The organism is Lysinibacillus sp. G1-3 (assembly GCF_056322905.1).
Genome location: NZ_JBWHYQ010000018.1, coordinates 53,404 through 77,567 on the forward strand (window position 1 = coordinate 53,404; position 24,164 = coordinate 77,567).

The 24,164-nt window shown below is 36.0% G+C and carries 22 protein-coding genes and 1 other annotated feature; of the genes, 13 read left to right on the forward strand and 9 right to left on the reverse strand.

The genetic code is table 11. The annotated features are described in order from the left end of the window. Nucleotides 1-4 precede the first annotated feature (4 nt). On the reverse strand, nt 5-1,519 hold the full coding sequence (locus ACVYAD_RS18885; protein WP_476427466.1) for a DEAD/DEAH box helicase: 1,515 nt from the start codon (nt 1,517-1,519) through the stop codon (nt 5-7). Nucleotides 1,520-2,049: 530 nt separating this feature from the next. On the opposite strand from ACVYAD_RS18885, the gene ACVYAD_RS18890 reads away from it, so the two are divergent. The 5 genes from ACVYAD_RS18890 (at nt 2,050) to ACVYAD_RS18910 (ending at nt 6,331) form a co-directional block, all read left to right on the forward strand. Further along, entirely contained in the window at nt 2,050-2,874 is an 825-nt protein-coding gene (locus tag ACVYAD_RS18890) for a methyl-accepting chemotaxis protein (protein WP_476427467.1), read from the forward strand. A 210-nt stretch (nt 2,875-3,084) separates the two neighbouring features. Then, nucleotides 3,085-3,687, forward strand: coding sequence for a dienelactone hydrolase family protein (locus tag ACVYAD_RS18895; RefSeq protein ID WP_349661584.1), 603 nt, complete (start codon nt 3,085-3,087; stop codon nt 3,685-3,687). Then, nucleotides 3,674-4,630: a LytTR family transcriptional regulator DNA-binding domain-containing protein gene (locus tag ACVYAD_RS18900; protein ID WP_476427468.1), complete on the forward strand. Its 957-nt coding sequence runs from the start codon at nt 3,674-3,676 to the stop codon at nt 4,628-4,630. Before ACVYAD_RS18895 ends, ACVYAD_RS18900 begins: the two co-directional genes overlap by 14 nt. A gap of 148 nt (nt 4,631-4,778) precedes the next feature. Further along, nucleotides 4,779-5,627 (forward strand): ABC transporter ATP-binding protein, encoded by an 849-nt coding sequence (locus ACVYAD_RS18905; protein WP_349661586.1) that lies wholly within the window; start codon nt 4,779-4,781, stop codon nt 5,625-5,627. Beyond that, nucleotides 5,624-6,331 (forward strand): ABC transporter permease, encoded by a 708-nt coding sequence (locus ACVYAD_RS18910; protein WP_476427469.1) that lies wholly within the window; start codon nt 5,624-5,626, stop codon nt 6,329-6,331. Before ACVYAD_RS18905 ends, ACVYAD_RS18910 begins: the two co-directional genes overlap by 4 nt. A gap of 31 nt (nt 6,332-6,362) precedes the next feature. Here ACVYAD_RS18910 and ACVYAD_RS18915 read toward each other — a convergent pair whose 3' ends face one another. Then, nucleotides 6,363-6,959: a GNAT family N-acetyltransferase gene (locus tag ACVYAD_RS18915; RefSeq protein ID WP_476427470.1), complete on the reverse strand. Its 597-nt coding sequence runs from the start codon at nt 6,957-6,959 to the stop codon at nt 6,363-6,365. Nucleotides 6,960-7,052: 93 nt separating this feature from the next. Between ACVYAD_RS18915 and pdxR the strand changes: the two genes are divergently transcribed. Both pdxR and ACVYAD_RS18925 read left to right on the forward strand, forming a co-directional pair. Further along, the gene (gene pdxR, locus ACVYAD_RS18920) at nt 7,053-8,429 is read left to right on the forward strand and encodes a MocR-like pyridoxine biosynthesis transcription factor PdxR (RefSeq protein ID WP_476427471.1); all 1,377 of its coding nucleotides are present in this window, start codon (nt 7,053-7,055) and stop codon (nt 8,427-8,429) included. Nucleotides 8,430-8,514: 85 nt separating this feature from the next. Beyond that, nucleotides 8,515-9,324 (forward strand): EcsC family protein, encoded by an 810-nt coding sequence (locus ACVYAD_RS18925; RefSeq protein WP_476427472.1) that lies wholly within the window; start codon nt 8,515-8,517, stop codon nt 9,322-9,324. A 79-nt stretch (nt 9,325-9,403) separates the two neighbouring features. Here ACVYAD_RS18925 and ACVYAD_RS18930 read toward each other — a convergent pair whose 3' ends face one another. Next, entirely contained in the window at nt 9,404-10,372 is a 969-nt protein-coding gene (locus ACVYAD_RS18930; protein ID WP_476427474.1) for a quinone oxidoreductase family protein, read from the reverse strand. Nucleotides 10,373-10,448: 76 nt separating this feature from the next. Here ACVYAD_RS18930 and ACVYAD_RS18935 point away from each other — a divergent pair, with 76 nt between their 5' ends. The 4 genes from ACVYAD_RS18935 (at nt 10,449) to ACVYAD_RS18950 (ending at nt 14,388) form a co-directional block, all read left to right on the forward strand. Further along, a complete protein-coding gene (locus ACVYAD_RS18935; RefSeq protein WP_476427475.1) occupies nt 10,449-12,083 on the forward strand; it encodes an ABC transporter substrate-binding protein in 1,635 nt (544 codons plus the stop codon). Next, nucleotides 12,083-12,439, forward strand: coding sequence for a hypothetical protein (locus ACVYAD_RS18940; protein ID WP_476427476.1), 357 nt, complete (start codon nt 12,083-12,085; stop codon nt 12,437-12,439). Before ACVYAD_RS18935 ends, ACVYAD_RS18940 begins: the two co-directional genes overlap by 1 nt. 36 nt (nt 12,440-12,475) lie before the next feature. Beyond that, entirely contained in the window at nt 12,476-12,700 is a 225-nt protein-coding gene (locus ACVYAD_RS18945) for a hypothetical protein (RefSeq protein ID WP_476427477.1), read from the forward strand. A 111-nt stretch (nt 12,701-12,811) separates the two neighbouring features. Then, nucleotides 12,812-13,076 (forward strand) — a binding site (T-box leader). 70 nt (nt 13,077-13,146) lie between these two features. Further along, the gene (locus ACVYAD_RS18950; RefSeq protein ID WP_476427478.1) at nt 13,147-14,388 is read left to right on the forward strand and encodes an MFS transporter; all 1,242 of its coding nucleotides are present in this window, start codon (nt 13,147-13,149) and stop codon (nt 14,386-14,388) included. 175 nt (nt 14,389-14,563) lie between these two features. On the opposite strand, the gene ACVYAD_RS18955 is transcribed toward ACVYAD_RS18950, so the two are convergent. From ACVYAD_RS18955 to ACVYAD_RS18970, 4 genes are all read right to left on the reverse strand, one after another. Then, the gene (locus ACVYAD_RS18955) at nt 14,564-15,517 is read right to left on the reverse strand and encodes a methyl-accepting chemotaxis protein (RefSeq protein WP_349661595.1); all 954 of its coding nucleotides are present in this window, start codon (nt 15,515-15,517) and stop codon (nt 14,564-14,566) included. A 214-nt stretch (nt 15,518-15,731) separates the two neighbouring features. Then, nucleotides 15,732-16,916: an NAD(P)/FAD-dependent oxidoreductase gene (locus ACVYAD_RS18960; protein WP_349661596.1), complete on the reverse strand. Its 1,185-nt coding sequence runs from the start codon at nt 16,914-16,916 to the stop codon at nt 15,732-15,734. Nucleotides 16,917-16,966: 50 nt separating this feature from the next. Beyond that, nucleotides 16,967-17,395, reverse strand: coding sequence for a helical membrane plugin domain-containing protein (locus ACVYAD_RS18965; RefSeq protein ID WP_079563022.1), 429 nt, complete (start codon nt 17,393-17,395; stop codon nt 16,967-16,969). 460 nt (nt 17,396-17,855) lie between these two features. Beyond that, entirely contained in the window at nt 17,856-18,473 is a 618-nt protein-coding gene (locus ACVYAD_RS18970; protein WP_476427479.1) for a TetR/AcrR family transcriptional regulator, read from the reverse strand. A gap of 124 nt (nt 18,474-18,597) precedes the next feature. Between ACVYAD_RS18970 and ACVYAD_RS18975 the strand changes: the two genes are divergently transcribed. Then, nucleotides 18,598-20,784, forward strand: a complete 2,187-nt coding sequence (locus ACVYAD_RS18975) for an MMPL family transporter (protein ID WP_476427480.1) — start codon at nt 18,598-18,600, stop codon at nt 20,782-20,784. Nucleotides 20,785-20,985: 201 nt separating this feature from the next. On the opposite strand, the gene ACVYAD_RS18980 is transcribed toward ACVYAD_RS18975, so the two are convergent. Then, on the reverse strand, nt 20,986-22,500 hold the full coding sequence (locus ACVYAD_RS18980) for a DHA2 family efflux MFS transporter permease subunit (RefSeq protein WP_349661599.1): 1,515 nt from the start codon (nt 22,498-22,500) through the stop codon (nt 20,986-20,988). 157 nt (nt 22,501-22,657) lie between these two features. On the opposite strand from ACVYAD_RS18980, the gene ACVYAD_RS18985 reads away from it, so the two are divergent. After that, nucleotides 22,658-23,563 (forward strand): TetR/AcrR family transcriptional regulator, encoded by a 906-nt coding sequence (locus tag ACVYAD_RS18985; protein ID WP_476427482.1) that lies wholly within the window; start codon nt 22,658-22,660, stop codon nt 23,561-23,563. A 500-nt stretch (nt 23,564-24,063) separates the two neighbouring features. Here ACVYAD_RS18985 and cydS read toward each other — a convergent pair whose 3' ends face one another. Then, the gene (cydS, locus tag ACVYAD_RS18990; protein WP_386829881.1) at nt 24,064-24,162 is read right to left on the reverse strand and encodes a cytochrome bd oxidase small subunit CydS family protein; all 99 of its coding nucleotides are present in this window, start codon (nt 24,160-24,162) and stop codon (nt 24,064-24,066) included. Nucleotides 24,163-24,164: the final 2 nt, after the last annotated feature.

The following is a 24,164-nucleotide window of genomic DNA, read 5'->3' on the forward strand; positions in this document are numbered from 1 at the left end:
TACACTATACAGATTCTTTAAAGTTAGATAGAATCGCATCTAAGTCGCCTACTACCTTTTCGAAAACATCAATTTTCGTATGAAGTAATGCCAGTATATTCTCTTCAATTGTATTGGCTATAGCGAGATTATAAATATGAACATCATGCTCTTGCCCTAAGCGATGCACACGACCAATCCGTTGCTCTAGCTTCATAGGGTTCCAGGGCAAATCATAGTTAATGACATGATGACAAAATTGAAGGTTAATCCCCTCACCGCCTGCCTCTGTTGCGATTAGAACCTGCGCCCTTTCCTTAAAAAGATGCTTCATATAATCACGTTTGCTTTTATTATATTTACCGTTGAACAGAACACTTGTAATACCGTTAGAATGTAAATACCATTGCAAATAAATTTGAGTAGCTCTATACTCTGTAAAAATAATCACTTTATCCTTGGCCTGTTCGACTATTTCGAGTGTCTTTTTCGCCTTTGAATTCACTTCTAATGCCATTAATTTTGCTAGTATATCTTCAATTTCTTGTGATTGTGCATTGTCTTCAAGCATTTTAGATAACGTCAAGGCTGTTGCCTCTTTACTACTACACATTTCCTTCTGCAATGTAATCATTGAAAAAGAGCCTGTATTTTGAAGCGTTCCGAGCAGATTATAAACTTCCTCTTCTTCCTTCGTAAATCGAATAGGGACAATTTGAACACGGCGATTAGTCCACTCAATGCCCGTGTCCTCCCTCCTATTCCTCACCATCACCTGATTCACTAATTCCTTTAAATAATCGTTATGCTCTAAATCATGCTTACTTGCCGAAAATGCAGATTGAAATGTATCATAATTGCCAAGATGACCAGGCTTAAGTAAAGAAATAAGATAAAATAATTCAAAAACATCGTTTTGAATCGGTGTTGCCGTTAATAATAAACAAAACTTTTTCTTTAAGCCTTGTACAAATTCATAAATTTGGGTTTTATGATTTTTTAGTTTATGCGCCTCATCGATAATAATCATGTCGTAATTCTGCTCATAAATGCGCTCTTTGTGAGGACTCTTCTTCGCTGTATCCATACTCATAATAAGGACATCATAGCGCTCAATCGACACATTTTTTTTATAAGCTATTGCTGGAATGTGGAATTTACTATTTAATTCTTCAATCCACTGATTAATAAGAGATGCTGGAGCTAATATTAACGCTCTTTTAACGAGTCCTCGAATCAGATATTCCTTTAAAATTAAACCTGCTTCAATTGTTTTACCAAGACCTACCTCATCAGCTAGAATCGCCTTTCCATTCATACGTTCAATGACTGTTTCTGCCGCTTCCAACTGGTGTGTAAGTGGCTTTAAATTCGGTAAATACTTTGTCGCCTGTAAACCTGTGAAATCAGTAATTAACTTCATTTTCACAATGTCATAATTCATCTTGTACAATGTCCAGCTATCCCACTTTTCAAGATGATTTAGTTTATTGATAAAGCCTTCTTCCCATTCGGACGACCTTTCTATTTTCATGATCATCACCTCATGCTATTATTTCTAGTTTAGGTTGTCCAAAAAAGAGAAAGCTATGTTAAGCTTTGCGAAAGATTTATCAATTTTATGCGTTTTAAAAATGAACGCTATGGCTTATCACGGATATTTGAACAAATAGACTTTTAACAGTGACGCGAGCGTACCCCTGCTTTCGCAAAAAACATATAGTTTTATTACTATAAATTAGAATGTCATACCGGAGATATACGCTTGGCGAAGTGGTTGATCTTCGTTACGGCTGGGCGACTCCTTGGGGATCAGCGATAGAGGAACGGAAATCAAACCCTCGTTTTGCAAAGAGCACTACGCAAAATCCAAAACTTATTTAAATAAATGAAACATATAAAACCTTAATTTCGTACAATTTAAAAGGATAATGGTATTAAGATAGTCTTTTTATTCTCTTCCTTTTTTCATACAATTAGAGAAGTATTACTTTCCAAAAAATTACGTTTTTAGAAGGACAAAATTATGGGGCTCAATTAATAGGGCTTACATATACTGAGGAGGTTATTATGAATATTATTGAAGCATTATCAGCGTCATTGCCCTACATTCATTTAGCTATGAAGGGCGAGTCCATGATTGGATTAGTAGATAAAGAGAGTGAGAGTATTATTGCTTATTTACCTGGGAAACGGATAGATTCTGGTTATAAAATTGGACAAAAAATTCTCCCAGGTGATGCAATTTTACATCTTCCACTTAAAGGAGAAAGCACTGATGAACCTGTACCAAAAGAATTTTATGGTGTGGAATTTAACGCATTTTCTTTTCCCGTTCGTGAAAATGGACGAATCGTAGGCGCGCTAGCCTTTGGAGTACCTATTGACCATTCGCTACAAATGGAGAAATATATTCTTACTATGAATGATATTATCCATAACCTACAGGATAAAGTACATACAATTGCCTCTCATTCGGAGGAGCTAGCTGCAACTAGCGAGGAAATTAATAAGCAAACACAATTTGCTTTAGAGGATGCTGAAAAAACAAATGGTATTACCGATTTAATTAAAAATATTTCTCGTCAAACCAATTTACTCGGATTAAATGCATCGATTGAGGCAGCACGAGCAGGTCAGCATGGTGCCGGATTTAATATAGTCGCACAAGAAGTTCGCAAGCTTTCTACCGAAACAACTACTGCTACTGATAACATTGAATCCTCACTTCGAAGCATCAATCATAATCTTGAAAATTTAAAGCAAAACATGACTCAAATAAATGGTGCCACAAATGAACAGACACAACTAGTTCAGGACTTTAGTGAAATTATTGATGAGCTTACTACGCTTAGTATGGAAATGAAAGGTTTTATGTCTAAAGGTTCAAAATAAAGTCTTCTATTAACAAAAAATCCACCCCGGTTTCTGTGGTCAAATCAATAGCCACAAAAGTCTGCGTGGATTTTTCACTTTTTATGTAAGGCAACTTTATCAATCACTAAATAATTATTTCGATATAATAAATTAAATACCAAAATTTTATAAAATATACTATATGATTACTTTTTGATACACTATTTGAAAAAACAAAATGAGGTCAAAATGAAAAGGAAAGTATTTATATTACATGAGATTTATGGAGTCAATGATTTTATAAAAATGCAAGCTGAGGCATACAGTAACGCCAACACTACTATTGAGTGCATTACTTTATATTCAGACAATAGAATATTCCCATACGAACAAGAACAGCAGGCTTATGATTATTTCATAAATGAAATTGGCTTTGATGCTCCACTCGAACAATTAACCGAAAAAGTATTGGAGGCAAGATCATATTATGACGAAGTGCTGTTAATCGGATTTAGCGTGGGTGCAACATTAGCTTGGAGATTATCAACATTGCCATTACAAGGGATCGTTTGCGTTTATGGGTCACGCATTCGACAATACCTGGATGTAATCCCCTCTTGCCCGACACTCGTCATTTTTCCAAGAGATGAGAAAAGTTTTAATGTCCATGAATTAAAAGAAACACTCGAAACATTACCACTTGTTCATACGAGTCAATATCTAGGTCTGCATGGTTTTATGGACTGCAATAATCCAAACTACTGTTATAAAAGTTATCTACAGGCACAGGCTGAAATCTCACAATTTTTTGAAATTAAACATCAAGGAGGACTACACGATGGACCAAAATGAAAGCATAATTATTGACCCTTATATAGAAGGAGGAAATGTAATTTATCCAAACTTTCACCTATCTATGCAGCCTGGTATTATTATTGGCATCTATACGGATGTGTCGAAAATACATACATTAATCCAGTGGTTTGCGAAGCAAAGTAATACATATACACATTTTCGTGAAAATGCCTTGTATGAGCGATTGACGGTTCGAGAATACATCAACTTTTGCTTAAAGCTTTTCAATGCTTCTTCTGAAAAGATGGAGGATGTATTAGCATTGTTCGCTTTAATGGAGCAAAAAAGGATGAAGATTAGCAAGCTTTCAAATAGCGAAAAGCAACGCTTAAAATTACTGCATACATATCTTAATCAGGCACCGATACAAGTTTTAGAAGAACCTTTTCAGAATCTGGATGAGTTTTCCAAACAAAAAGCCATTCAGTTATTGGATGTCCTTCAAAAGCAAAATAAAACAATCATTTTACTATCTAACAATTTCGAGGATTTAATCGCTTCGAGTACAGAAATACATAGACTGGATTCAATCGGTTTACATGCATTAGATGTGAAAGAAGATGAGACAGAACCAGCTTCTCCCTCTCTTGAAAGTACACCGATTCGACTTGATAAAATCCCTACAAAGAAGAACGATAAGATTATTTTATTTAATCCTCCTGAAATCGATTATATCGAAAGTGTTGAGGGTGTTGTTTCACTGTATGTTACAGGTGAAGCCTATCCATGCACATTATCATTAAATGAGCTTGAACAAAAATTGACACCGTTCGGCTTCTTTAGAAGTCATCGCTCTTATATCGTTAACTTACAAAAGGTACGGGAAATCATTACGTGGACTCGCAATAGCTACAGCTTAGCTTTGAATAGCACTGAAAAGACCGTAGTACCTTTGTCGAAAAACAAACTCGCAGATTTAAAGGAAATACTCGGAATATAGTAGATTTCCCAGGAAATAAACGACTCCTGTCAGCTGAAAAATTTCACCACTAATGGTCATTTCACTGCCTTTCACCTGTAATTTAATGTTGTTATCTTCATTGTCCCTTATAGTTGAGACATCAACAACAACACAGGGAGGTTTTCAAATGAACGCAGTAATCGATGTTCAGCATTTGAAAAAAACATTTAATAAGGAAACAGCATTACAGGATGTTTCATTTACCATTCAAAAAGGAGAAATATTTGGCTTTCTTGGACCTAGTGGTTCTGGAAAAACAACTACTATAAAAATATTAACAGCACAAACTGAAAAAACTGATGGCGACGTTTTATTGTTTGGCCGCCCAGCAAATGAGATGAAACAAAGTAACAATCGTAAACGCTTTGGTATTTTAACAGATAATAGCGGACTATATACACGACTTTCAATCGAGGAGAATTTATTACTATTCAGTAATTTATATCAATTACCTAAATCAGCCGTCAAAGATGCTTTGGATTTTGTTAACCTATACGGTGATCGTAAAAAGAAAATTAGTCAGCTTTCTAAAGGAATGATGCAACGTGTTACGCTAGCACGTGCCATCATGCATAAACCAGAACTATTATTTTTAGATGAACCAACTTCTGCACTCGATCCCGTTAATACACAGCATATTTATAACGGCTTGCGTAAATTAAACGAGATGGGTACAACAATATTTTTAACAACACATGATATGAGTGAAGCAGAGATACTTTGTGATCGTGTCGCCTTCTTACATAAAGGTAAAATTAGAGCAATTGGTTCGCCAAAAGATTTGAAAAAAGAGTTTGGTGATGAGTCTATTACAGTTGAACTAAAAAATGGCGCTAGCGAAGTCATTCAAAATGGAAAGCAGGATGCAGAAAAGCTGTTTCATTGGATGCAATCTAACGAAGTTTCTCGCATTTATACAAACGAGCCGACACTAGGTAATATTTTTATGCAAATAACAGGGAGTGATTTAGTATGAACCTTTCAATGACACGTATTCAAGCTATTTTAATGAAGGATTATAAGGAATTTTCACGTAACTATGCGGTATCCATTATGGTATTTATGCCACTTATTTTGGCATTTTTATATAGTAAAACGGGCTCAGCTACTATCGCAACCTATTTCCTTTCAATTAATATTGCATTTTCTATGGTGACTACCTATGTACAATGTTGTCTAATTGCTGAAGAAAAAGAAAAAAATACGCTTCGCAGTTTGATGCTTTCCCCTGCTTCACTTGGCGATATTTTAATTGGTAAAAGCTTGTTTGTCTTTATTATTACGATAGTAATCGTAGCATTGACTATTTTCATTGTTGGCTATAACCCAGCTAACCTTTTCATCTTAGCTATCGCTTTAATAGTTTCAACTGTGTTCTATATTGCAATGGGAACATTATGTGGATTATTCGCCAAAACGATTATGGAAGGATCTCTTATTATACTACCTGTTATCCTAATTTTCTCATGTGGTCCTCTTGCACTAGCTCTACCTTCTGCTAGTCCGATTTTCAAGATTGCTGAATGGTTACCAAGTTCCCAATTGGTAGTATTAGGTGAAGCTCTAGAAGGCACATACACAACAATGGATGTCATTATTCCAATAGCTACTATCATCGCATGGTCAATAGTAACTTGGATTGTAGTAGGATATATTTATAAAAAAAGAATGGTCGACTAATGACCATTCTTTTTTTAGTATAATAATTTCTTTATCCAAATTTCTCGGTAGCGTCATTTAGCAACTGCTGCAAATGCTTTTTCACTAGTGGCCACTCTTGTAGCGTAATGCTGTACATCACAGTATGACGAGTTGTGCCATCCTTACGCACCATATGATTACGTAAGATCCCCTCTTTTGTTGCTCCTAGACGCTCAATTGCCCTTTGTGAACGCACATTTTCATGATCAGTTTTAATTTGTACACGCTGTAGATTTAATAGCTCAAAGCAGTATTGTAATAATAAATATTTGCAATTCGTATTAATAGCCGTACGCCAAAAAGCAGGTGAAATCCATGTAGTTCCTATTTCAAGCCGTTTATGCGTATCATCAATGTCCATAAATCGAGTCGAACCGATGATTTGTTCAGATTTTTTATCCACAATTACGAATGGGAACTCGGTTTTTTCTCGTTTTGTTAGTAATGCATTATCCACAAATTTATTCACATCGTCCATTTTTTCTATAGTTGTGGACATATGTGACCAAATCTCTGGGTAACTTGCAGCCTCTAATAACCCTTGAATATCCTCATGTTCTAACGGCTTAAGCAATACAACCTCATTTTCTAGTGCTATAAAATTCATTTTCTTCACTCCTTTTCAATATTTAACGATAATTTTGATATGATAGATAGAACCAATTTTCAAAAAATACACCATACCAGGAGGTGCAACATTTTGGATTTATCGATCTCTTTTACTGGAGATTCACCGAAGTACGTGCAAATTTACGAAGAAATAAAACAAGCAATTTTAAGCAAAAAACTGATGGCCGATGAGCAATTACCTTCTAAACGGACTCTTGCAATAACGCTTGACGTTAGTGTCCATACAATTAAAGAAGCTTATGAGCAATTACTAGCTGAAGGCTATATCTATAGTAAGGAACGCTCTGGCTATTTTATAGCACCCTTTGAATTTGAATGGGAACAGCAGCAAAAACATCACATATCCACAGCTAAAGCATCAGCTACATATACTATAAAATTTGATTTTAATAACGGACATGTGGATAAGGGAGCTTTTCCATTCTCCAGCTGGCATAAGCTGTTGAAAAAGCACTTCAATGTGGATAATTTAACGACAAGTCCTTGGCAAGGAGAAGTAATATTGCGGACGGAAATCGCTCGTTATGTTGAACGATCCAGAGGGGTTACTTGTGAGGCATCACAAGTGTTTATTTATAGTGGTACACAAAATCAGCTTCAAGCTCTATGTCACTTTTTTGGCCCAAAAGCACAAGTAGGCTTAGAGGATCCTGGCTTTAAAAGAGTACATGCAACATTACAACAATGTGGACTAACAACTCATGCCATTCCTGTTGATAACTCAGGAGTTACTATACCGAAAAAATCAATTCACATGTTATACACAACACCCGCACACCAGTTTCCATTAGGCATGGTTATGCCTGTTGAACGGCGTGCAGCACTTCTGCAATGGGCTACTACTGAAAAAGCATATATTATTGAAGATGACTATGATTCAGAATTTCGTTATAAGGGGCTCCCTATCCCCTCTTTAGCAAAAATGGATCAACTTCAACGCGTAATTTATTTCGGAACATTTTCCAAAACTCTTATCCCATCGCTGCGCATGAGTTACATGATTTTGCCTAAATCGTTAGTCGAAGCTTTTACTCATTTTAATCAAGAACAAAAATCTGTTGTTTCCAAAATAGATCAGCTTGTGTTAGCCGATTTTATTGCTCAAGGTTTATTCGATAAGCATTTAGCCAAAATGCGCACTGTGTATCGTAAAAAGCAACAGACTTTACTAGCAGCTATTAACACCCATTTTTCGAATGAATTCGAAGTAATTGGTGAAAAATCAGGACTACACATCGTTATGAAGTTACCAAAAAGACTTTCTGAACAAGAGGCGATTAGGCTTGTGCAAAAGAAAGGTATCCAAGTTTACCCATGTTCAACCTCCTATCAGCACAACTCTGAACATGCTATGGTCATTATAGGCTATGGTGGGCTTACCCTTGAGCAAATCCAAGAAGGTATAGCGTTACTTGCAACAGTTTGGCAATCATCTACATCAGCTTAATTTCAAGATTTATAAAAACAATCGAAACCTTTTTAAAAACCTTTTCGTATTTATACTAAATGCACATATAAGGGGAAAAGACAAAATGGAGAATCTCGAGCAATTAGAAAAGCATTTGCAAGAAGTTCAAGCGTGGGAGAAAGATCAAAAAGATTTGTGGTTTTGGGAGAAATTAGGTCGCATTCCGTTTAAAATCTTAGATAAGATGACACCTGCCTTTCTCCAAAATAAGATAGCATTACTAGTTGATGAATTAGGGAGCTATATTCAATCAGGTGGGCAATACTTAATTAATGAACAGGCTATGCTGCAGAAAATACGCAACAATTCTTCGTTTCATAAAATTTTTGCCATATCTGATATAGGACAAATTCCTTTGGAGGATATGATTGCTCTAAGTGACAAACTTCAAAATGAACGCGTAAAGTTAGCAACAGTACAAGGTGCTTCTACCGGCTTTGGTGGTATCTTTACACTAGCTATAGACATTCCTTTTATTTTAGGAATGGCTTTAAAAACATTGCAGGAGATTGCGATCATTCACGGCTATAATCCAAACGATAAAATGGAACGAATTTTTATCGTTAAATGTCTCCAATTCTCCTCTGCTGATATTGTCGGCAAAGAAGCTATATTGAAAGAGCTTTCTTCTATGCATACGACGGATCGTGTCGCAGAGGATATGATTTCACAACTGCAAGGTTGGCAGGAAGTATTTTTTACGTATCGCGATCAATTCGGCTGGAAAAAGCTGTTTCAAATGATTCCGGTAGCTGGGATGATTTTCGGAGCCTATGCAAATAAAGGAATGATTCAAGATGTAGCTGAAGCAGGAATTATGCTCTATCGCAAACGACGTATATATGAAAAAATCAATGAACTAGACAAGCAATAACACTAACTATGCCGATATAAAAGATGACTTTACAATATCAGAGTCATCTTTTTTATATCTACACTAGGATTTGATTACTTTATATTTTAATTAATATTTTCCCTTGATGCTGGCGACTTTCCATCAAATCATGGGCTTTCTGCATGTCCTCTAATTTAAAGATTTTCGCAATAGGTACTTGGAAGCTCTCTTCCTTCAGCAATGCAAACATCTCTTGGGTAACTTGTTGTAGCATTTCTGGCTTGGAAGCTCGAGTCGTTCCTAGACTAAAACCTTTCACATTACGGCAGCTATTATGTAAATCAGATGTTTTTATATTACCTGCTTTACCACTACTATTTCCAAATTGCACTAGCGTACCATACGGAGCTAAACAGTGAAAGCTCTCTTCTGTAATATTTCCAGCGATGGAGTCAAAAATGATGTTTACACCTTGACCATCCGTATATTCATTGACTTGCGCACTAAAATTATCGTATGTCAGTACATGGTGGGCACCTAGCTCATAGGCAATTGTCGCTTTTTTCATATCACTAACTGTGCCAATAATATTTTTAGCACCTAGCTTTTTCGCCATTTGAATAAGCATTGTCCCTGCCCCGCCAGATGCAGCATGAATTAGTACGCTATCGTTTGTACGAATTGGAGCGATTTGATGTGTTAAGAGATAGGATAAAAACAAAACCGTTGGCACAGCGGCTGCCTTCTCCAAAGAGACATCATTTGGAACTTTGAAGACAAGATGCTCTTTCGCTACCACATATTCTGCATATGCTCCATCTTTCGGGAATGCAATAACGACATCACCAGCTTTAAATGCACTATTTTCATCGTAAACCTCTTCAACTACACCTGCTACATCTAAACCAAGTATCATTGGAAAATTTGCTTTTGCTTTATTACCTGTTCTATTTTTAATATCAGCAAAATTCACACTCGTATATGTCGTACGTATTAATACTTCCCCTGCTGAAATAGTCGGCTTTGGACATTCTACGTACTTTAAAACATCAGAAGTTCCAAACTCATTAATAATCACAGCCTTCATAAATTTCTCCCCCCTTGTTATAGTTAGATTATAAAATAAAACAAATTTCACAAAAAGAGACAAAAGGAGATATTAAATGTCCACCTTTCTATCAAAAGATAAAACACTGTTTTATTTACTTTCGCTCTATTGTCATCAGAAAGACAACGACTTTCATCACCAACAATTAGCAACTATATTAAAGATAAGTCCTAAACAACTGAATCGTTACCTTAAATTGTTTCAGCAACACAATTGGCTTATTTATAATGCCGGGAATGGTCGTGGACACTTATCCAAAATTCAATGGCAAGAAGATATTGAACAAATTATTGTAGATCAACTTAAATCTCATCTCCCAACAATGACTATGATGGATTGGGAAGAATTATTTGCATTTCCTAATTTAACAGATTCTTTAGCTGTGAAATTTAAGCATCTCTATCAACAAAATATAAAAAACAATATCTTTTATAATGAGCATCTGATTGTACCAATCTACCACCCTATTCACACTCTACAACCGAATCAAGTAAACGATGTTTATAGTGCCGCACTCATATCCAATTTAACAAATCGTTTAGTTGAAGCAGATGAAAATGGTAATCTCCTCCCTTCTCTTGCGCACCATTGGCAAGTTAATGGAGAAACATTGCGTCTTTATTTACGAAAAAATGTTGCATTCCACAATGGCGATTTACTAACAGCACATGATGTAGCTTGGTGTTTACGCCAATTACTACATCTACCTTTGTGGCAGCCTATTCGAGAAATTATTATTGTTGATATGTGGACAATTGATTTTATTTTTTCGGAGTCTTGCACATATGCACTACACTTACTAACAGATATACAAGCAAGTATCTTTAAGATTGTAGATAATGTAGTTTTCGGAACAGGTTCATTTGCTGTATCAAAACATACATCTCACCAAATTGTTTTAGAAGCATTTGACAATTTTTTCGGCATGCGAGCATTATTGCATACGGTAGAATTAAACATACTTCCAAAAGGATCTAATTCGTTTTATCAAACTAATTTCTCAAATGATAATAATCGTAAAAAAATGAATATCCAAAACGGGATTTGTGCAGTCATTTTAAATAAAAATAAAGAATCTTGTTCTACTAAAGCGCAAAGGCAACATATTAAAAACATAATACATAAACATTTATATACAGCTATTGAGAATGATTTTGCATTACAAAATCATTTAAGAAATTTTAGTAAAACTATCTCGACTCTATGTAAAAAAGAGGTTTTAAAAATCGGTGTACCTAAAGAGAAATTAAATTTAATCCAACACTTAGTTTCATCTTTAGCGAAATATGGTTACCACCCACAAATAGAAACATTAACACTATCAAATTATATTAAAGATAATCCTCAACCTCTTAAGTACGATGCATTTATTTATACGAATGTCACAACTGTTAATAGCGCTTTTCACAAATTGCATGACCTGTTCAGCCCAGTTTCTCCAATTTACAAAGTGTGCAAAGAAGATGCTTATTTTATAAATATCTTTGAAAAATTTAAATTAGCCACGATGGCAGAATGGCCGTCACTTTTCGATTCTTTAAACCACTATTTAATTGAAGAAGCTATTTTGATACCATTATTTACACATCTCGACGATATTCCGTTTGCTCATGATATTTTAGAATTGAACTTCAATCACTTAGGGCACATCGACCTTTCAACAATTTGGTATGACAAGGAGGAATTATGATGAAAATCAAACTAAGAAAAGAACAATACAACGATATTCCATACAATTACTTTGATAACGAAAGTGACAGGGTGTGCTTCATGTTTTCTGGCACTGGCTATACGTATGAAAAACCACTTCTTTATTATTCTACTGAGCTGATGCTGGAGCTTGGCTATGATGTAGTACAAGTATGCTATACGTTTGATTCGCAACAATTTGAACAGGAACCAGAAGCTATTTCAGCAATGGTTTATAATGCCGCAAACCCTATTGTGGAATTTATTTTAAGCACAAAATCTTATAGCGAAGCTGTATACATAGGAAAATCACTCGGAACATTACCGATCACAGATTTTTATATGCAGCGAGTGTAATCTGTTCCTTCTCGTTATGTACTTTTGACACCCCTATTGTCACTTGATCATGTGATGAAAAATTTGCTTGGAAAGCAGGCATTTTTAGCAATCGGTACTGCTGACCCTCATTTTTCTAAAGAAAGATTAGAACTACTTTCTTCATTTGAGCTTACTATTGTAGAAAATGCTGACCATTCTCTTGAAATAAAAAATCATACAGTAGAGTCAGTGATTCTTTGCCAATCACTTTTAACAGAGCTTACAACCTATCTTCAATAAGAATATCGGAACCTTTTCATGCAATATCGGAATCATTCCAGAATTTATCGGAATGTTTTAAAAATTCCAAAGAACACTTTACCAGAATTACAAATATATGCTACACTATTAAAAAATACATTGAAGAGAAGAGTAAATAAGGCTGTTCTTCCCAGAGAGCTCGGGTTGCTGAAAACGAGTAAGAACGAATTATTGAAACAAGCCTCGGAGTAGCGCATTGGATTTCTGCTTGAATGATGATGCGACGGGAACTCCCGTTACAGAGAAACAGTATAAGCATACATATTTATGCCGTACTGAAAAGGCTATTATGGCGACATAATAGTGAACTAGGGTGGCACCACGTGAGTATAAATTCCACAATCTCGTCCCTAAGACAAATCGTCTTGGGGGTGGGATTTTTTTGTTTTAGTTGTTACTTGTCATAACTAAAGGGAGGAATTTATATGAGTGTGAATAAATTAATAGAAACGTGGCGTTATCCGGCCATATTATTGTTTAGTATTGGAGTATCCAGCGTCGGAAGCTGGATATATTTTATAGCTTTAAATCTAATTGTTTTAAACCTTACTGGATCCGCTATCGCTGTGTCTGGCTTATATATCGTTAGGGCTTTATCCAAACTTTTCGCCAGTTTTTGGTCAGGTAGTTTGATAGATCGTTTAAATAAAAAATATCTCATGATTGTTCTCAACCTTTTCGAATCTTTACTAATTGTCACACTACCTTTCTTCTCTACTTTGCCTTGGATATATTTCATGGTCTTTGTTATCACAATAGCTAGCTCTATGTATCATCCGACTTCGATGACCTACATTACGAAATTGATACCCGTTGAACAAAGAAAACGTTTTAACTCGCTTCGTAGCTTACTTGATTCCGGCGCATTCGTAACTGGTCCAGCTATTGCAGGACTGCTATTTATGATTGGATCACCTAATATGGCAATTTACTTGAATGCCATTGCATTATTTTTATCAGCCTGTATTACATTTGGAATGCCTAATATTGAGGCTAATCAACAACTGGCAAGTAAGGCCGATGCGAAATTTTCCTACAAGGTTTTATACAGTGATTGGAAGCTTGTTATAAGATTTAGCCTTAAAAATCCTTATATTATGATGATCTATCTTTTATTTAGTGTAATGATTGTCATGATGACAGCGACGGATTCTTTAGAAGCTGCATTTGCTACTCAAGTACTATCATTATCCGAAGGTGAATACGGTGTTTTGGTGGGCATAGCAGGTGCTGGAGTATTAGTTGGTTCTTTAATGAATACAGCGATCGTTGAAAAAATACCAACTGCTTGGCTTATAGGTTTGGGGTCATTAATAACAGCATTAGGCTATTTAATTTTCACATCCTCTTATACATTTCTTATCGCTTCTTTAGGATGCTTTATTTTGTCCTTTGCGATGGCCTTTGCCAATACGGGCTTCTATACGTTTTATCAAAACAATATTCCTGTCGATAGCATGGGGAGAATAGGCAGTATTTATGGTTTTGTAGAAGCCTTGTTCATTATTATCATCACTGCCGTCTTTGGGGTTTCCGCTGAAATTATATCTATACGATATGTTGTTGTTTCTGCTGCTCTTATAATGTTATTAGTATCAATTACTCTACTTATTTTTACTATTCAACCTTCAAAGGCCAAATTTTATTCAAATATTTCTAAGCTTTAGAGACTAGAGAATAAAGTGCAAAAAATCCTTCTTCCCCGTGAATTTGAAATGTGAATCATCACACACTTAAACTAGTAAAGGAAAATAGAAAAAGACAACTTCTTGTTTGTATGTAGGACCGCAAGAGGTTGCCTTTTTCGAAGTTTAAACCGTATATTTTAGTGTCCGTCTACCATTAGGAAGTAGTTGGAAAGCATTTTACTTTATCTACTGCTTCCAATAATTTTTGTGTTACAACTTCCGATTCATCTATATGATCTGTTAGTACTTTATTTGTCTCGTCAAATAAAATCGTTGTAGTATTAAATTTATTCATAACATCTTCATTGGAAATTTTTTGACTTTTGATATAATCAAGCAGTCCATTCACCTCACCTTGAACATTTGTAATCATTAGCAATAATGCATTTATTTGTTCAGAGGTTTCGGTACTCTTTTTTATGCCTTCTGTAACTAACTGCATATTGTTCTTATTATCTTCATAGGCTTCTGAAATTTGCTCTTCTATTTTTTTCGTAAGGTTGGCTATATCCTCTGTGCTAGTTTTTGTATTTTCTGCTAGTTTTCTTACTTCCTCGGCAACAACCGAAAACCCTTTTCCATGCTCGCCCGCTCTAGCTGCTTCTATTGATGCATTTAACGCAAGTAAATTGGTTTGATTGGAAATATCACTAATAACTTTTACAATTTCTGTAATTTGTTTAGAGCGATCACTTAATTGGTTCATGCTCGATGAAGTTTTTTGAGATTGTTCACCTAGAGAATCAATTAAATACTCCACTTCTTGGACAGCTTGTTTACTTTCAATTGAAAGTGTCACCATCTCATCTGATGAAGTAATTAAAGAATTACCTTTTTCAAGTGCATTTTCAGATATAGTGTTAGAGTGAATTGTGCTATCCTCTACTTTGTTAAATTCCTCTAGAATTTTGGTAACCATTTTTCCTAAAACTATATGTTGATTATTGACTATATCATGTTGTTCAATAGTCGAAATAAGTTCTTTATGTAAGTCATTTAAAAATATTTGGAATTCATGATCCTTTTTATCAAGCTTTGCATTAAGCTCATCTATTTTTATCTTAAATTGCTCTATATCCTCTTTTTTTGATTGAAACATCGTTAACATAACTTATCACCTCTAGATAAATTTTCTTATATAACATGTATAAATTTTACTTGTTTTATAACGATTAATAAAGCAAATAACAAATTTATCCGGTTTTGTTCAAGAGATATTGCTACTTTCTTCACAATTCCACAGAATTATCTCAAATATAAAACCACCCTCACAGCAGACATTATGTCCATTGCAAAAGTGGTTTTAATTAGAAAAATATAAATTAATACGCTAAGCCGAATAGCGCTTTAATGTGTGTCAGATAGCGAATGTTAGACGCTTCTTTCATAAGTGTTGCAGGAAGACCTTTAAGTTGTGTGTTGCTAGCACCGATTGTCGCAACAGCGTCTTTACGGCCTAAGCTTGCAAGTGTACCAGAGTTAATTGCAGAGAAAGGCTTCATTTCTTGGTTTTTGTATTGTGCGAATAAGTTGTATCCAGCGCACTCACCCATTTGCCATGCAACTTGTGCAGTTGGTGCGTATAGCGGACGTCCGCCATCAGCTGGTAATGCTACAGATGCATCACCGATTACGAATACATCATCATGAGATGTAGATTGTAAGAATTCATTAATCGTAGCTTTACCGCGGTCTGCTGCAAGACCAGACTCGCCTACGATTGGAAGTGGAGCTACCCCACCTGTCCAAATAAGCGTATTGGCAACGATTGGTTCGCGATCTTTAAGAGAGATGACATTACCATCAACACCTGTTACAGGAGTGCTAGTAATGAATTCAACGCCACGTTTTGTTAAGCTTTCCGTAGCGCGTTGGATAAGTACATCCGGAAGTACTGGTAAGATTTTTGGACCAGCTTCAACAAGTTTAATTTTAAGGTCAGCAAAGTTAACACCGTGTTTTGCTGCGATTTTCGGGAAGTTGTCCACGATTTCACCAACAAGCTCTACACCTGTTAAACCGCCACCACCGATAACGATTGTTGCATCTGCTTCGTCTTTTGTTTGTGCATATGCTTTAATACGGTCTTCGATATGTTTGTTAATTTTATTTGCTTCGTTCACTGATTTAAGTACCATTGAATTTTCTTCTAATCCTGGGATACCGAAGAATCCAGTTTGGCTACCTAAAGATACTACTAAAGTATCGTAATTTAAAGTATAACCAGTATCTAGGTCAACTTTTTTACTGTCTACGTTGAATTTTGTAACTTTAGCGATTTGTAAATCGATATCTAAACCTTTAAAGATTTTTTTAAGTGGTAAAGCAACAGCACCTTCAGCAATTGTACCACCAGCTAAACGGTGAAGTTCAGTGATGATTTGGTGTGTTGGGAATTGGTTTACTACAGTAATTTTAGCTTCATCAGCTGATAGATACTTACGTGCTGTTAATGCAGTTAAAACGCCAGCGTAACCAGCACCTAAGATGACGATTTCTTTTGACATGATTAATTAATCCTCCGTCCGTACGTTTTGAATATATCTCGAGTCGAGTCTTATTTAGCTTTACGTTCAGCGCTTACTTGTAAGAAAGCATTAACAAAACGGAAAACACCTTGAACTTGTGGGTCTTTTAACATTTTCATAAGACCGAATAAACCAATTACTTCTTGGCTTTCAGACGCACGGTCTTTCGCTTCAATTGCAGTAGCTGCAAGATTTTTAGCTGAGCCTACTACTGGGCCTGCCATTTCTGTTACCGCACCAACAGTATCATTTTTCAGTACTTCGTCAGTTGCAACAGCTTGAGCAAACTCATATGATTTTGTTAATAGCGTCATCATTTCAGTTAACTTTGGTAATTGTTCAACTAAAGTTGTAAGTGATTCCTGAACCTCAGGCTTTAATAATTGATCTAGCACATCCAATTGTTCTTGACTCACAGTTAATTGTTCAGACTGTGTTTGGTTATTCGTTTCTGACATTTTGAACTCTCCTTTGCCATCACTATCACTATTTTAATTTTTATTGCTTCCATGTAAAAAAGACCATTAAGGCACTTCTTAACAGTCGTTACAGCGCTTATATCTTACAAATCACCAGTCTCAAGAACTGGATAGCAATTCGTATAATTTGTTATTACAATGTTAACTTTATTTTGCAAAAAGCGCATCATAATTCCATCCTATCTTGTCTTGGTGACGTTACAACCTCCATTATAAGGTTGTTTGTATATTATTTCAATGAGCTAAATCACAATTTCGACAATCTTTTCAAAATTCATTGATTTGTAACTATATATTTGTAATTAAGTTTGCTTTGTATCCCAAATACAACATTTTTAATCTCAAATTTATTAAAATTCTTCTGATCTAAGCTTCCCCTAAATCGATTGCGTAATACTTATTTTATTTTCAGCATAAATACTACATAAAATGAAAGAAATCATTTTTCAACAGATTTCCAGAAAAAGTCTATAATTTCTTTCGCGGCCGTAGCTTCTGATTGAAATATCCTGTTCCCTTCCCCATCTTTAACGTATCCTACTGACATTAAAGCCAAAAACGAATGGGCAAAAAAAGTAGCATTCCCCTTCCGAATCGTGCCTAGTTCCATCTCTAACTGCATCGCATGCTCTATCGTTTTATACATATTATTTTCTGATGCTTGCACTTCTTTTAACTGAGATTCCGATAAATTAATTGTCGCTTCTCTCATAAAATTTTTCATATCAATATCTACAGTGGCCGATAAATGAATTTCAACAAGCTTCTCTAACCGATCTTTAAATGATATTGACTCCTCTAAAATCTGTAAAATGGAAAGTTTAATTTGATCCATCATTGCCAGCATAGCTGATGTATATAAATCCCCTTTAGTCGGGTAATAGTAATAGATAGTAGCCTTTGTAACGTTACAAGCTTTTGCTACATCAGCCATCGAAATATTTTTATAGCCTTCTTTGATAAAAAGCCTTGTTGCGGTTTCAAGAACAATATCTTTTTTTGGTTTCGCATTCTCATTATGGCGAGGTCTTCCGAGAACACGCGGTGACTGCTTCAACAAGTTCGCCCCCTTATAAAGGATTCATTTTAGACATAGTATAGCATATATTTTTTTTACAATTGATTAATTAACCTTCTGGTATATATAATTAAAATTACTTACATGAAACGGAGGTCTTTAAATGAAAAAGCACCCACTAGAGCAATGGGGCTCAATGGTAACAAGTAAAAAAGGGCGCTTTTTAGCCCTTGCCTTTTGGATTTCACTAGTTGTTGTACTGTCATTTGCCTGGCCACAGATTAATAGTATCAAGAGTGAATCTGGTAAAAATTTACCAGAAAATGAAATGTCTCAGCAGGCAGCAACTATTATTGCAGAACAATTTCCGAATGATGCAGGTACACCATTATTACTCGTTTGGCATCGAGACAGCGGGCTAACTACTGATGATTTTGCTGCTATCCAAAAAGTTTACGGAGAGCTTAAAGCTAAACCTTTAGCAAATCAAACTGTTATTCCACCATATGATAAAATGCCACCTCAAGCCTTTTTAGCGTCTGCATCTGACAATGGCACAACAATTGTAACTCCTGTTTTCTTTGAAAAAGGCGTGGCTACGGATGCGTTGCGAGAGAGTTTAAAGTCATTAACAAAAACAATGGATAAGTATAATATCCAACTAGATAAAGAATTAGTTAGTGACAATCTTCATGTGCGTTATTCTGGACCGGTTGGTATCGCTACGGATGCTGTCGGTTTATTCTCCCAAGCTGATGTTAAATTACTAATTGCGACAGTGCTCCTTGTTTTAGTATTACTAATTATTATTTATCGTTCACCGTTATTAGCCATTATTCCATTAATGGTTGTTGCTCTTGCCTACGTCGTTATAAGTCCAACGCTCGGTTTTTTCGCCGATCATGGATGGATCAATAAGGACTCGCAGGCTGTCTCTATTATGACTGTATTACTCTTTGGAGCAGGTACAGACTATTGTTTATTTTTAATATCAAAGTATCGAGAGATATTATTTCATATTGAAGATAAGACTACTGCCATGAAGCTTACTATAAAGGAGTCTGGCGGTGCGATTATGATGAGTGCATTAACGGTTGTTATCGGTTTAGCTACTCTTAGCCTTGCCCATTATGGTGCATTCCAACGCTTTGCAATTCCGTTTAGCTTTGGTGTACTAGTGATGGGTGTAGCAGCGTTAGTTGTACTTCCAGCAATTCTTGTTATTATAGGTCGAGTTGCCTTCTTCCCATTCATACCGCGAACAGAGGATATGGCTTATAAAAAAGGAAAAAAACAGCACAAACCAACACATAAAATAAGCCGCACAATTGGGCGCACTGTAACGCATAAACCATGGGTGGTCATTGTTGTCACTTTACTGTTCCTTGGTGGGTTAGCAGCATTCGTACCACGTATTCAGTATACTTTTGATCTATTATCGTCATTTCCTGAGAATATGCCATCCCGCGAAGGCTTTCATTTAATAGAAGAAAATTTTTCACCTGGCGAATTAGCTCCAGTTCAGCTCGTCATTGATACTGAGGGTATAGATATCCGCTTGCAGCAGCAATTAGCTGAAATCTCTTATATTGATAGTGTTGCAGATAGCCGAATTGGAGAGAAAAATAATGCTATCCAATTGTACGAGATTTCTTTAAACACGAATCCTTATGCTAAGGAATCGTTAGCTCATATTCCAGAGCTTAAAGCAGCGGTTATAAAAATGCTTGAGGATGAAGGTATAAAAGATGCAGATAAACATATTTGGATTGGCGGTGAAACAGCTAGTCAATATGATACACAGCAATTAACTGTACGCGATGAAACTGTTATTATGCCAACAATGATTGCTTTAATTGCTTTATTATTATTCATTTATCTACGTTCCATAACAGCTACTGTCTACTTATTAGCAACAGTTATTATTTCTTATTTCGGGGCACTTGGTGCAGGTTGGCTAATTTTACACCATGTAATGGGGGCAGATGCCATTTCAGGAGCAATTCCACTCTATGCATTTGTATTTTTAGTGGCTCTCGGGGAAGATTATAATATCTTTATGATTTCGGAAATTTGGAAAAAACGCAGAACAGTAGATCATTTAACAGCTATTGAGGAAGGTGTTGTACGAACAGGAAGCGTTATTACATCTGCTGGTTTAATTTTAGCTGGAACATTCGCTGTACTTGCTACCTTACCTATTCAAGTACTTGTTCAGTTCGGTGTCGTTACGGCAATTGGCGTGTTGCTTGATACATTCATTGTACGTCCATTGCTTGTACCTGCTATTACTACTGTTCTCGGTAAATATGCGTTTTGGCCAGGAGCATTATTTAAAAAGAACGATTAAAATTGTTGCACGGACATTAGCACAAAAGGTTAGGATGATTTTAAAATATTCATCCATCCTTTAGCTTTTGCACATATCCGTGCTATTTTTATGTGCCCATACAACGATACGTATTGCTATATTGCATCAAAAAACTCCCCTTCGATAAACAGAAATATATTTTTCATCTGTCTACCTATAGGGGAGCATATTAACTCATTATTATTTAGTTGGTTTTTTCATATCCATTGAAGCCGCTGCGCTTTCAATTTTAACGCGTTTTAAGAAGAACGCAAGTACAAGTGCAAGAACGGTAATACAAGCCGCAATGAAGAATGAGTGTGTAATACCATCTAATAAAGCCGTTTGTTTAATCTGATCCAGCATTTGTTGCATTTGCTCAGGCGTTGCTGCAACACCTGATTGCGCTGCATTGGCTTTTGCCTCTGCAATTAATTCTTCGACTTTTACTTTTGTACGGTTATTCATGAACGTTACCATCACAGCACTACCAATCGCCCCTGCCACTTGCTGTAAAGTATTATTAATAGCAGTACCATGTGGGTTCATCATTTGTGGTAATTGGTTTAAACCGTTTGTCATAATTGGCATCATAACCATTGACATACCAAACATACGAATTGTGTACAAGGACACAATAAATGTATAGCTTGAATCTAACTCTAACTTTGTTAAACCAAATGTCGCAATTGTTGTAATCGTTAAACCGATAATCGCTAATAGACGCGGTCCAAATTTATCAAAAAGCTTCCCTGTAATCGGCGACATAATACCCATTACAAGTGCCCCAGGAAGCATCATTAAGCCCGCTTCGAATGGTTCAATTCCACGAATTGATTGTACATAAGCTGGTGTTAAAATCATCCCAGAGAACATAGCCATTGAGACAATAACCGAGATAGCTGATCCCAACGCAAACATTGGATATTTATAAATACGTAATTCTAGCAAAGGCTGATCCATACGTAGTTGTTTAAATATGAAGATGATTAAAGCAAGTAGACCAACTGAAATCGTGCCATATACCCAAGGACTTGACCAGCCTTTATCCCCTGCCGTACTGAAACCATATAAAATACCACCGAATGCAATTGTTGATAATAGTACTGATGGGACATCTAAATGAACTTTACGCGTCTCCATTACATTATCTAATTTCCAAATACCAAATAATAAGCTAATGACAGCAAACGGAATAATCATTTGGAATAGCATACGCCAATCGTGATGCTCTACAATATATCCTGATAATGTAGGGCCGATTGCTGGTGCAGAAATCATCACTAGACCGAAAATACCCATTGCTGCCCCGCGTTTTTCTTTTGGGAAACTAATCAGCATTACATTCATTAGAAGTGGTGACATACTTGCTGCCCCTGCTGCCTGCACCATACGACCTGCTAAAAGTGTACCGAAGTTAGGTGCAAAGCCAGCCATAACCGTACCGATTGTAAAGACTGACATCGCTGCAATAAATAAATGTCTATTTTTAAAGCGTGTTACGAAGAATGCTGAAGCAGGTACCAAAATACCACTCACAAGCATATAACCTGTTGCGAGCCATTGTACTGTTGAATACGTTATATCAAAATCTTTCATGATTGTTGGTAATGCAACATTTAACAATGTGTTATTTAAAAAAGCAACAAAAGCACCCACAAATAAAATTGAAATCATTCCATAGGGGGGCTTTTTCAGTGTTTGCTCACTATTCATTTATATCCCTCAATTCTTTCTTGTTTTTTTCGATAAAACTTATTTTATACTCGCAGTCTACTTTTTTCAAGAATTAAGATTATAAATTTTAAAAACATTGATATATAGGCGTTTTATCTATAGAATAAGAGTATAATATTTTAAAAAAGGTGAGGTTATGAACAAAAGAAAAAGACAAATCATCACAGCTGCCCGTGCTCTTTTTATTGAAAAAGGCATTGTAGATGCATCGATTAATGACATCATTAGTTCCGCTAAAATTTCAAAAGGCACATTTTACAATCATTTTTCTTCTAAAAACGAATGCTTAATCGCCATATTAGATGAAGGGCGCGAAGAAGCAAGTAATCGTCGCCACGAACTTCTTTACGGTAAGGATCCTACTGATTTGGAAGTATTAACACAGCAAGTTGCAGTACTCATGTATGTCAATCGAGAACAAAATTTAATTCAGATTTTTGAATCGATTTTCCATTCTCGTGATAAAGAACTGAATAAAATTATTTTAAATTTTTATTTACAAGAGTTAGAGTGGCTCGCCAATCGACTTGTACAAGTTTTTGGAGAAGAAATTAGTCCCATTAGCTATGAATGTGCTGTGCAGACACTTGGTATGATTAACCTTACATTACGCGCAGTCTTAATTGCTGACTATAAATATATAAATCGAGAAGCCATTGTACGTGTAGCATTACGCAATATTAGCGTAATTATACCCGTTATGCTTGAATCAAAAGAAATCATCATTAGTACGGAAATGATCAATACGATTCAAAACGTCGCGAATTTTAAAACAGTAGATAAGGAAACGGTCATCGAGCAATTAACAGGCTTTAAAAAAGGATTAGCTAAGAACGAAACAGTAGAAGGATTAGAATACGCGGAATTCTTATTAGAGGAATTACAGCGTGAGAAACCGAAGCTCTTTATTATCGAATCACTTCTTACACCTTTCCGTAAAGCATTCGTTGGAACCGTACACGCAGAAGAGGCACGTGACATCGCTAATAGCTTGTGGCGCTATGTAAAAATCGAACGACCATCCGAGCGCTGCATCAAGTAAAATAACCCATAAACAAAAGGAGCTATATAGAAAGTCAAACATTCAAGACTTTCCATATAGCCCCTTTTTTCAAGTTTTTATCCTATTAAGTTATTTTATTATGCGAATTTGATCAACCTGTAAGTTGGTTGGAGTGGAGGCTGGGCGACTCCTCGGGGATTAGCGATAGAGGAACGAAGGCTAAAAGCATCACATCCTGTGATAACGCCTTCGTGACCAACATCGTGCTACTGCCGCTACGTTGCACTCACGCTTTCGCGCAAAAGACATCTGTTGGCCCGAGACCCTGCAGCGAAGCGAAGCGGCTCATCGGACGCCCCCAGGAAGCTTTGCTCTGTGCGAAAGCGTAGTGCTAACGTAGCGGCAGCAAATGTTTTATCTGTGCGCAAGCGTAGCGACAGCAACAACAAATGTTTTATCTGCGCTAAAGCAAGGCGACAGCGACAAAGCGCCCAGTCGGAACGGAAATCAACCACACATTACAGTGATGAATGCGTTTATCACTTAATTTGACGATCTTTCGGTCCTATCCAAAAGCCAACCGCAATGCTAATAGCTACTACAAGAAAAGGTGCATACAAAATAATAAATTGATTCATTA

Coding starts and splice junctions, on each gene's coding strand:
- ACVYAD_RS18885 (WP_476427466.1), bottom strand. CDS start 1,519: ATGATCATGAAAATAGAAAGGTCGTCCGAATGGGAAGAAGGCTTTATC.
- ACVYAD_RS18890 (WP_476427467.1), top strand. CDS start 2,050: ATGAATATTATTGAAGCATTATCAGCGTCATTGCCCTACATTCATTTA.
- ACVYAD_RS18895 (WP_349661584.1), top strand. CDS start 3,085: ATGAAAAGGAAAGTATTTATATTACATGAGATTTATGGAGTCAATGAT.
- ACVYAD_RS18900 (WP_476427468.1), top strand. CDS start 3,674: ATGGACCAAAATGAAAGCATAATTATTGACCCTTATATAGAAGGAGGA.
- ACVYAD_RS18905 (WP_349661586.1), top strand. CDS start 4,779: ATGAACGCAGTAATCGATGTTCAGCATTTGAAAAAAACATTTAATAAG.
- ACVYAD_RS18910 (WP_476427469.1), top strand. CDS start 5,624: ATGAACCTTTCAATGACACGTATTCAAGCTATTTTAATGAAGGATTAT.
- ACVYAD_RS18915 (WP_476427470.1), bottom strand. CDS start 6,959: ATGAATTTTATAGCACTAGAAAATGAGGTTGTATTGCTTAAGCCGTTA.
- ACVYAD_RS18925 (WP_476427472.1), top strand. CDS start 8,515: ATGGAGAATCTCGAGCAATTAGAAAAGCATTTGCAAGAAGTTCAAGCG.
- ACVYAD_RS18930 (WP_476427474.1), bottom strand. CDS start 10,372: ATGAAGGCTGTGATTATTAATGAGTTTGGAACTTCTGATGTTTTAAAG.
- ACVYAD_RS18935 (WP_476427475.1), top strand. CDS start 10,449: ATGTCCACCTTTCTATCAAAAGATAAAACACTGTTTTATTTACTTTCG.
- ACVYAD_RS18940 (WP_476427476.1), top strand. CDS start 12,083: ATGAAAATCAAACTAAGAAAAGAACAATACAACGATATTCCATACAAT.
- ACVYAD_RS18950 (WP_476427478.1), top strand. CDS start 13,147: ATGAGTGTGAATAAATTAATAGAAACGTGGCGTTATCCGGCCATATTA.
- ACVYAD_RS18955 (WP_349661595.1), bottom strand. CDS start 15,517: ATGTTAACGATGTTTCAATCAAAAAAAGAGGATATAGAGCAATTTAAG.
- ACVYAD_RS18960 (WP_349661596.1), bottom strand. CDS start 16,916: ATGTCAAAAGAAATCGTCATCTTAGGTGCTGGTTACGCTGGCGTTTTA.
- ACVYAD_RS18965 (WP_079563022.1), bottom strand. CDS start 17,395: ATGTCAGAAACGAATAACCAAACACAGTCTGAACAATTAACTGTGAGT.
- ACVYAD_RS18975 (WP_476427480.1), top strand. CDS start 18,598: ATGAAAAAGCACCCACTAGAGCAATGGGGCTCAATGGTAACAAGTAAA.
- ACVYAD_RS18980 (WP_349661599.1), bottom strand. CDS start 22,500: ATGAATAGTGAGCAAACACTGAAAAAGCCCCCCTATGGAATGATTTCA.
- ACVYAD_RS18985 (WP_476427482.1), top strand. CDS start 22,658: ATGAACAAAAGAAAAAGACAAATCATCACAGCTGCCCGTGCTCTTTTT.
- cydS (WP_386829881.1), bottom strand. CDS start 24,162: ATGAATCAATTTATTATTTTGTATGCACCTTTTCTTGTAGTAGCTATT.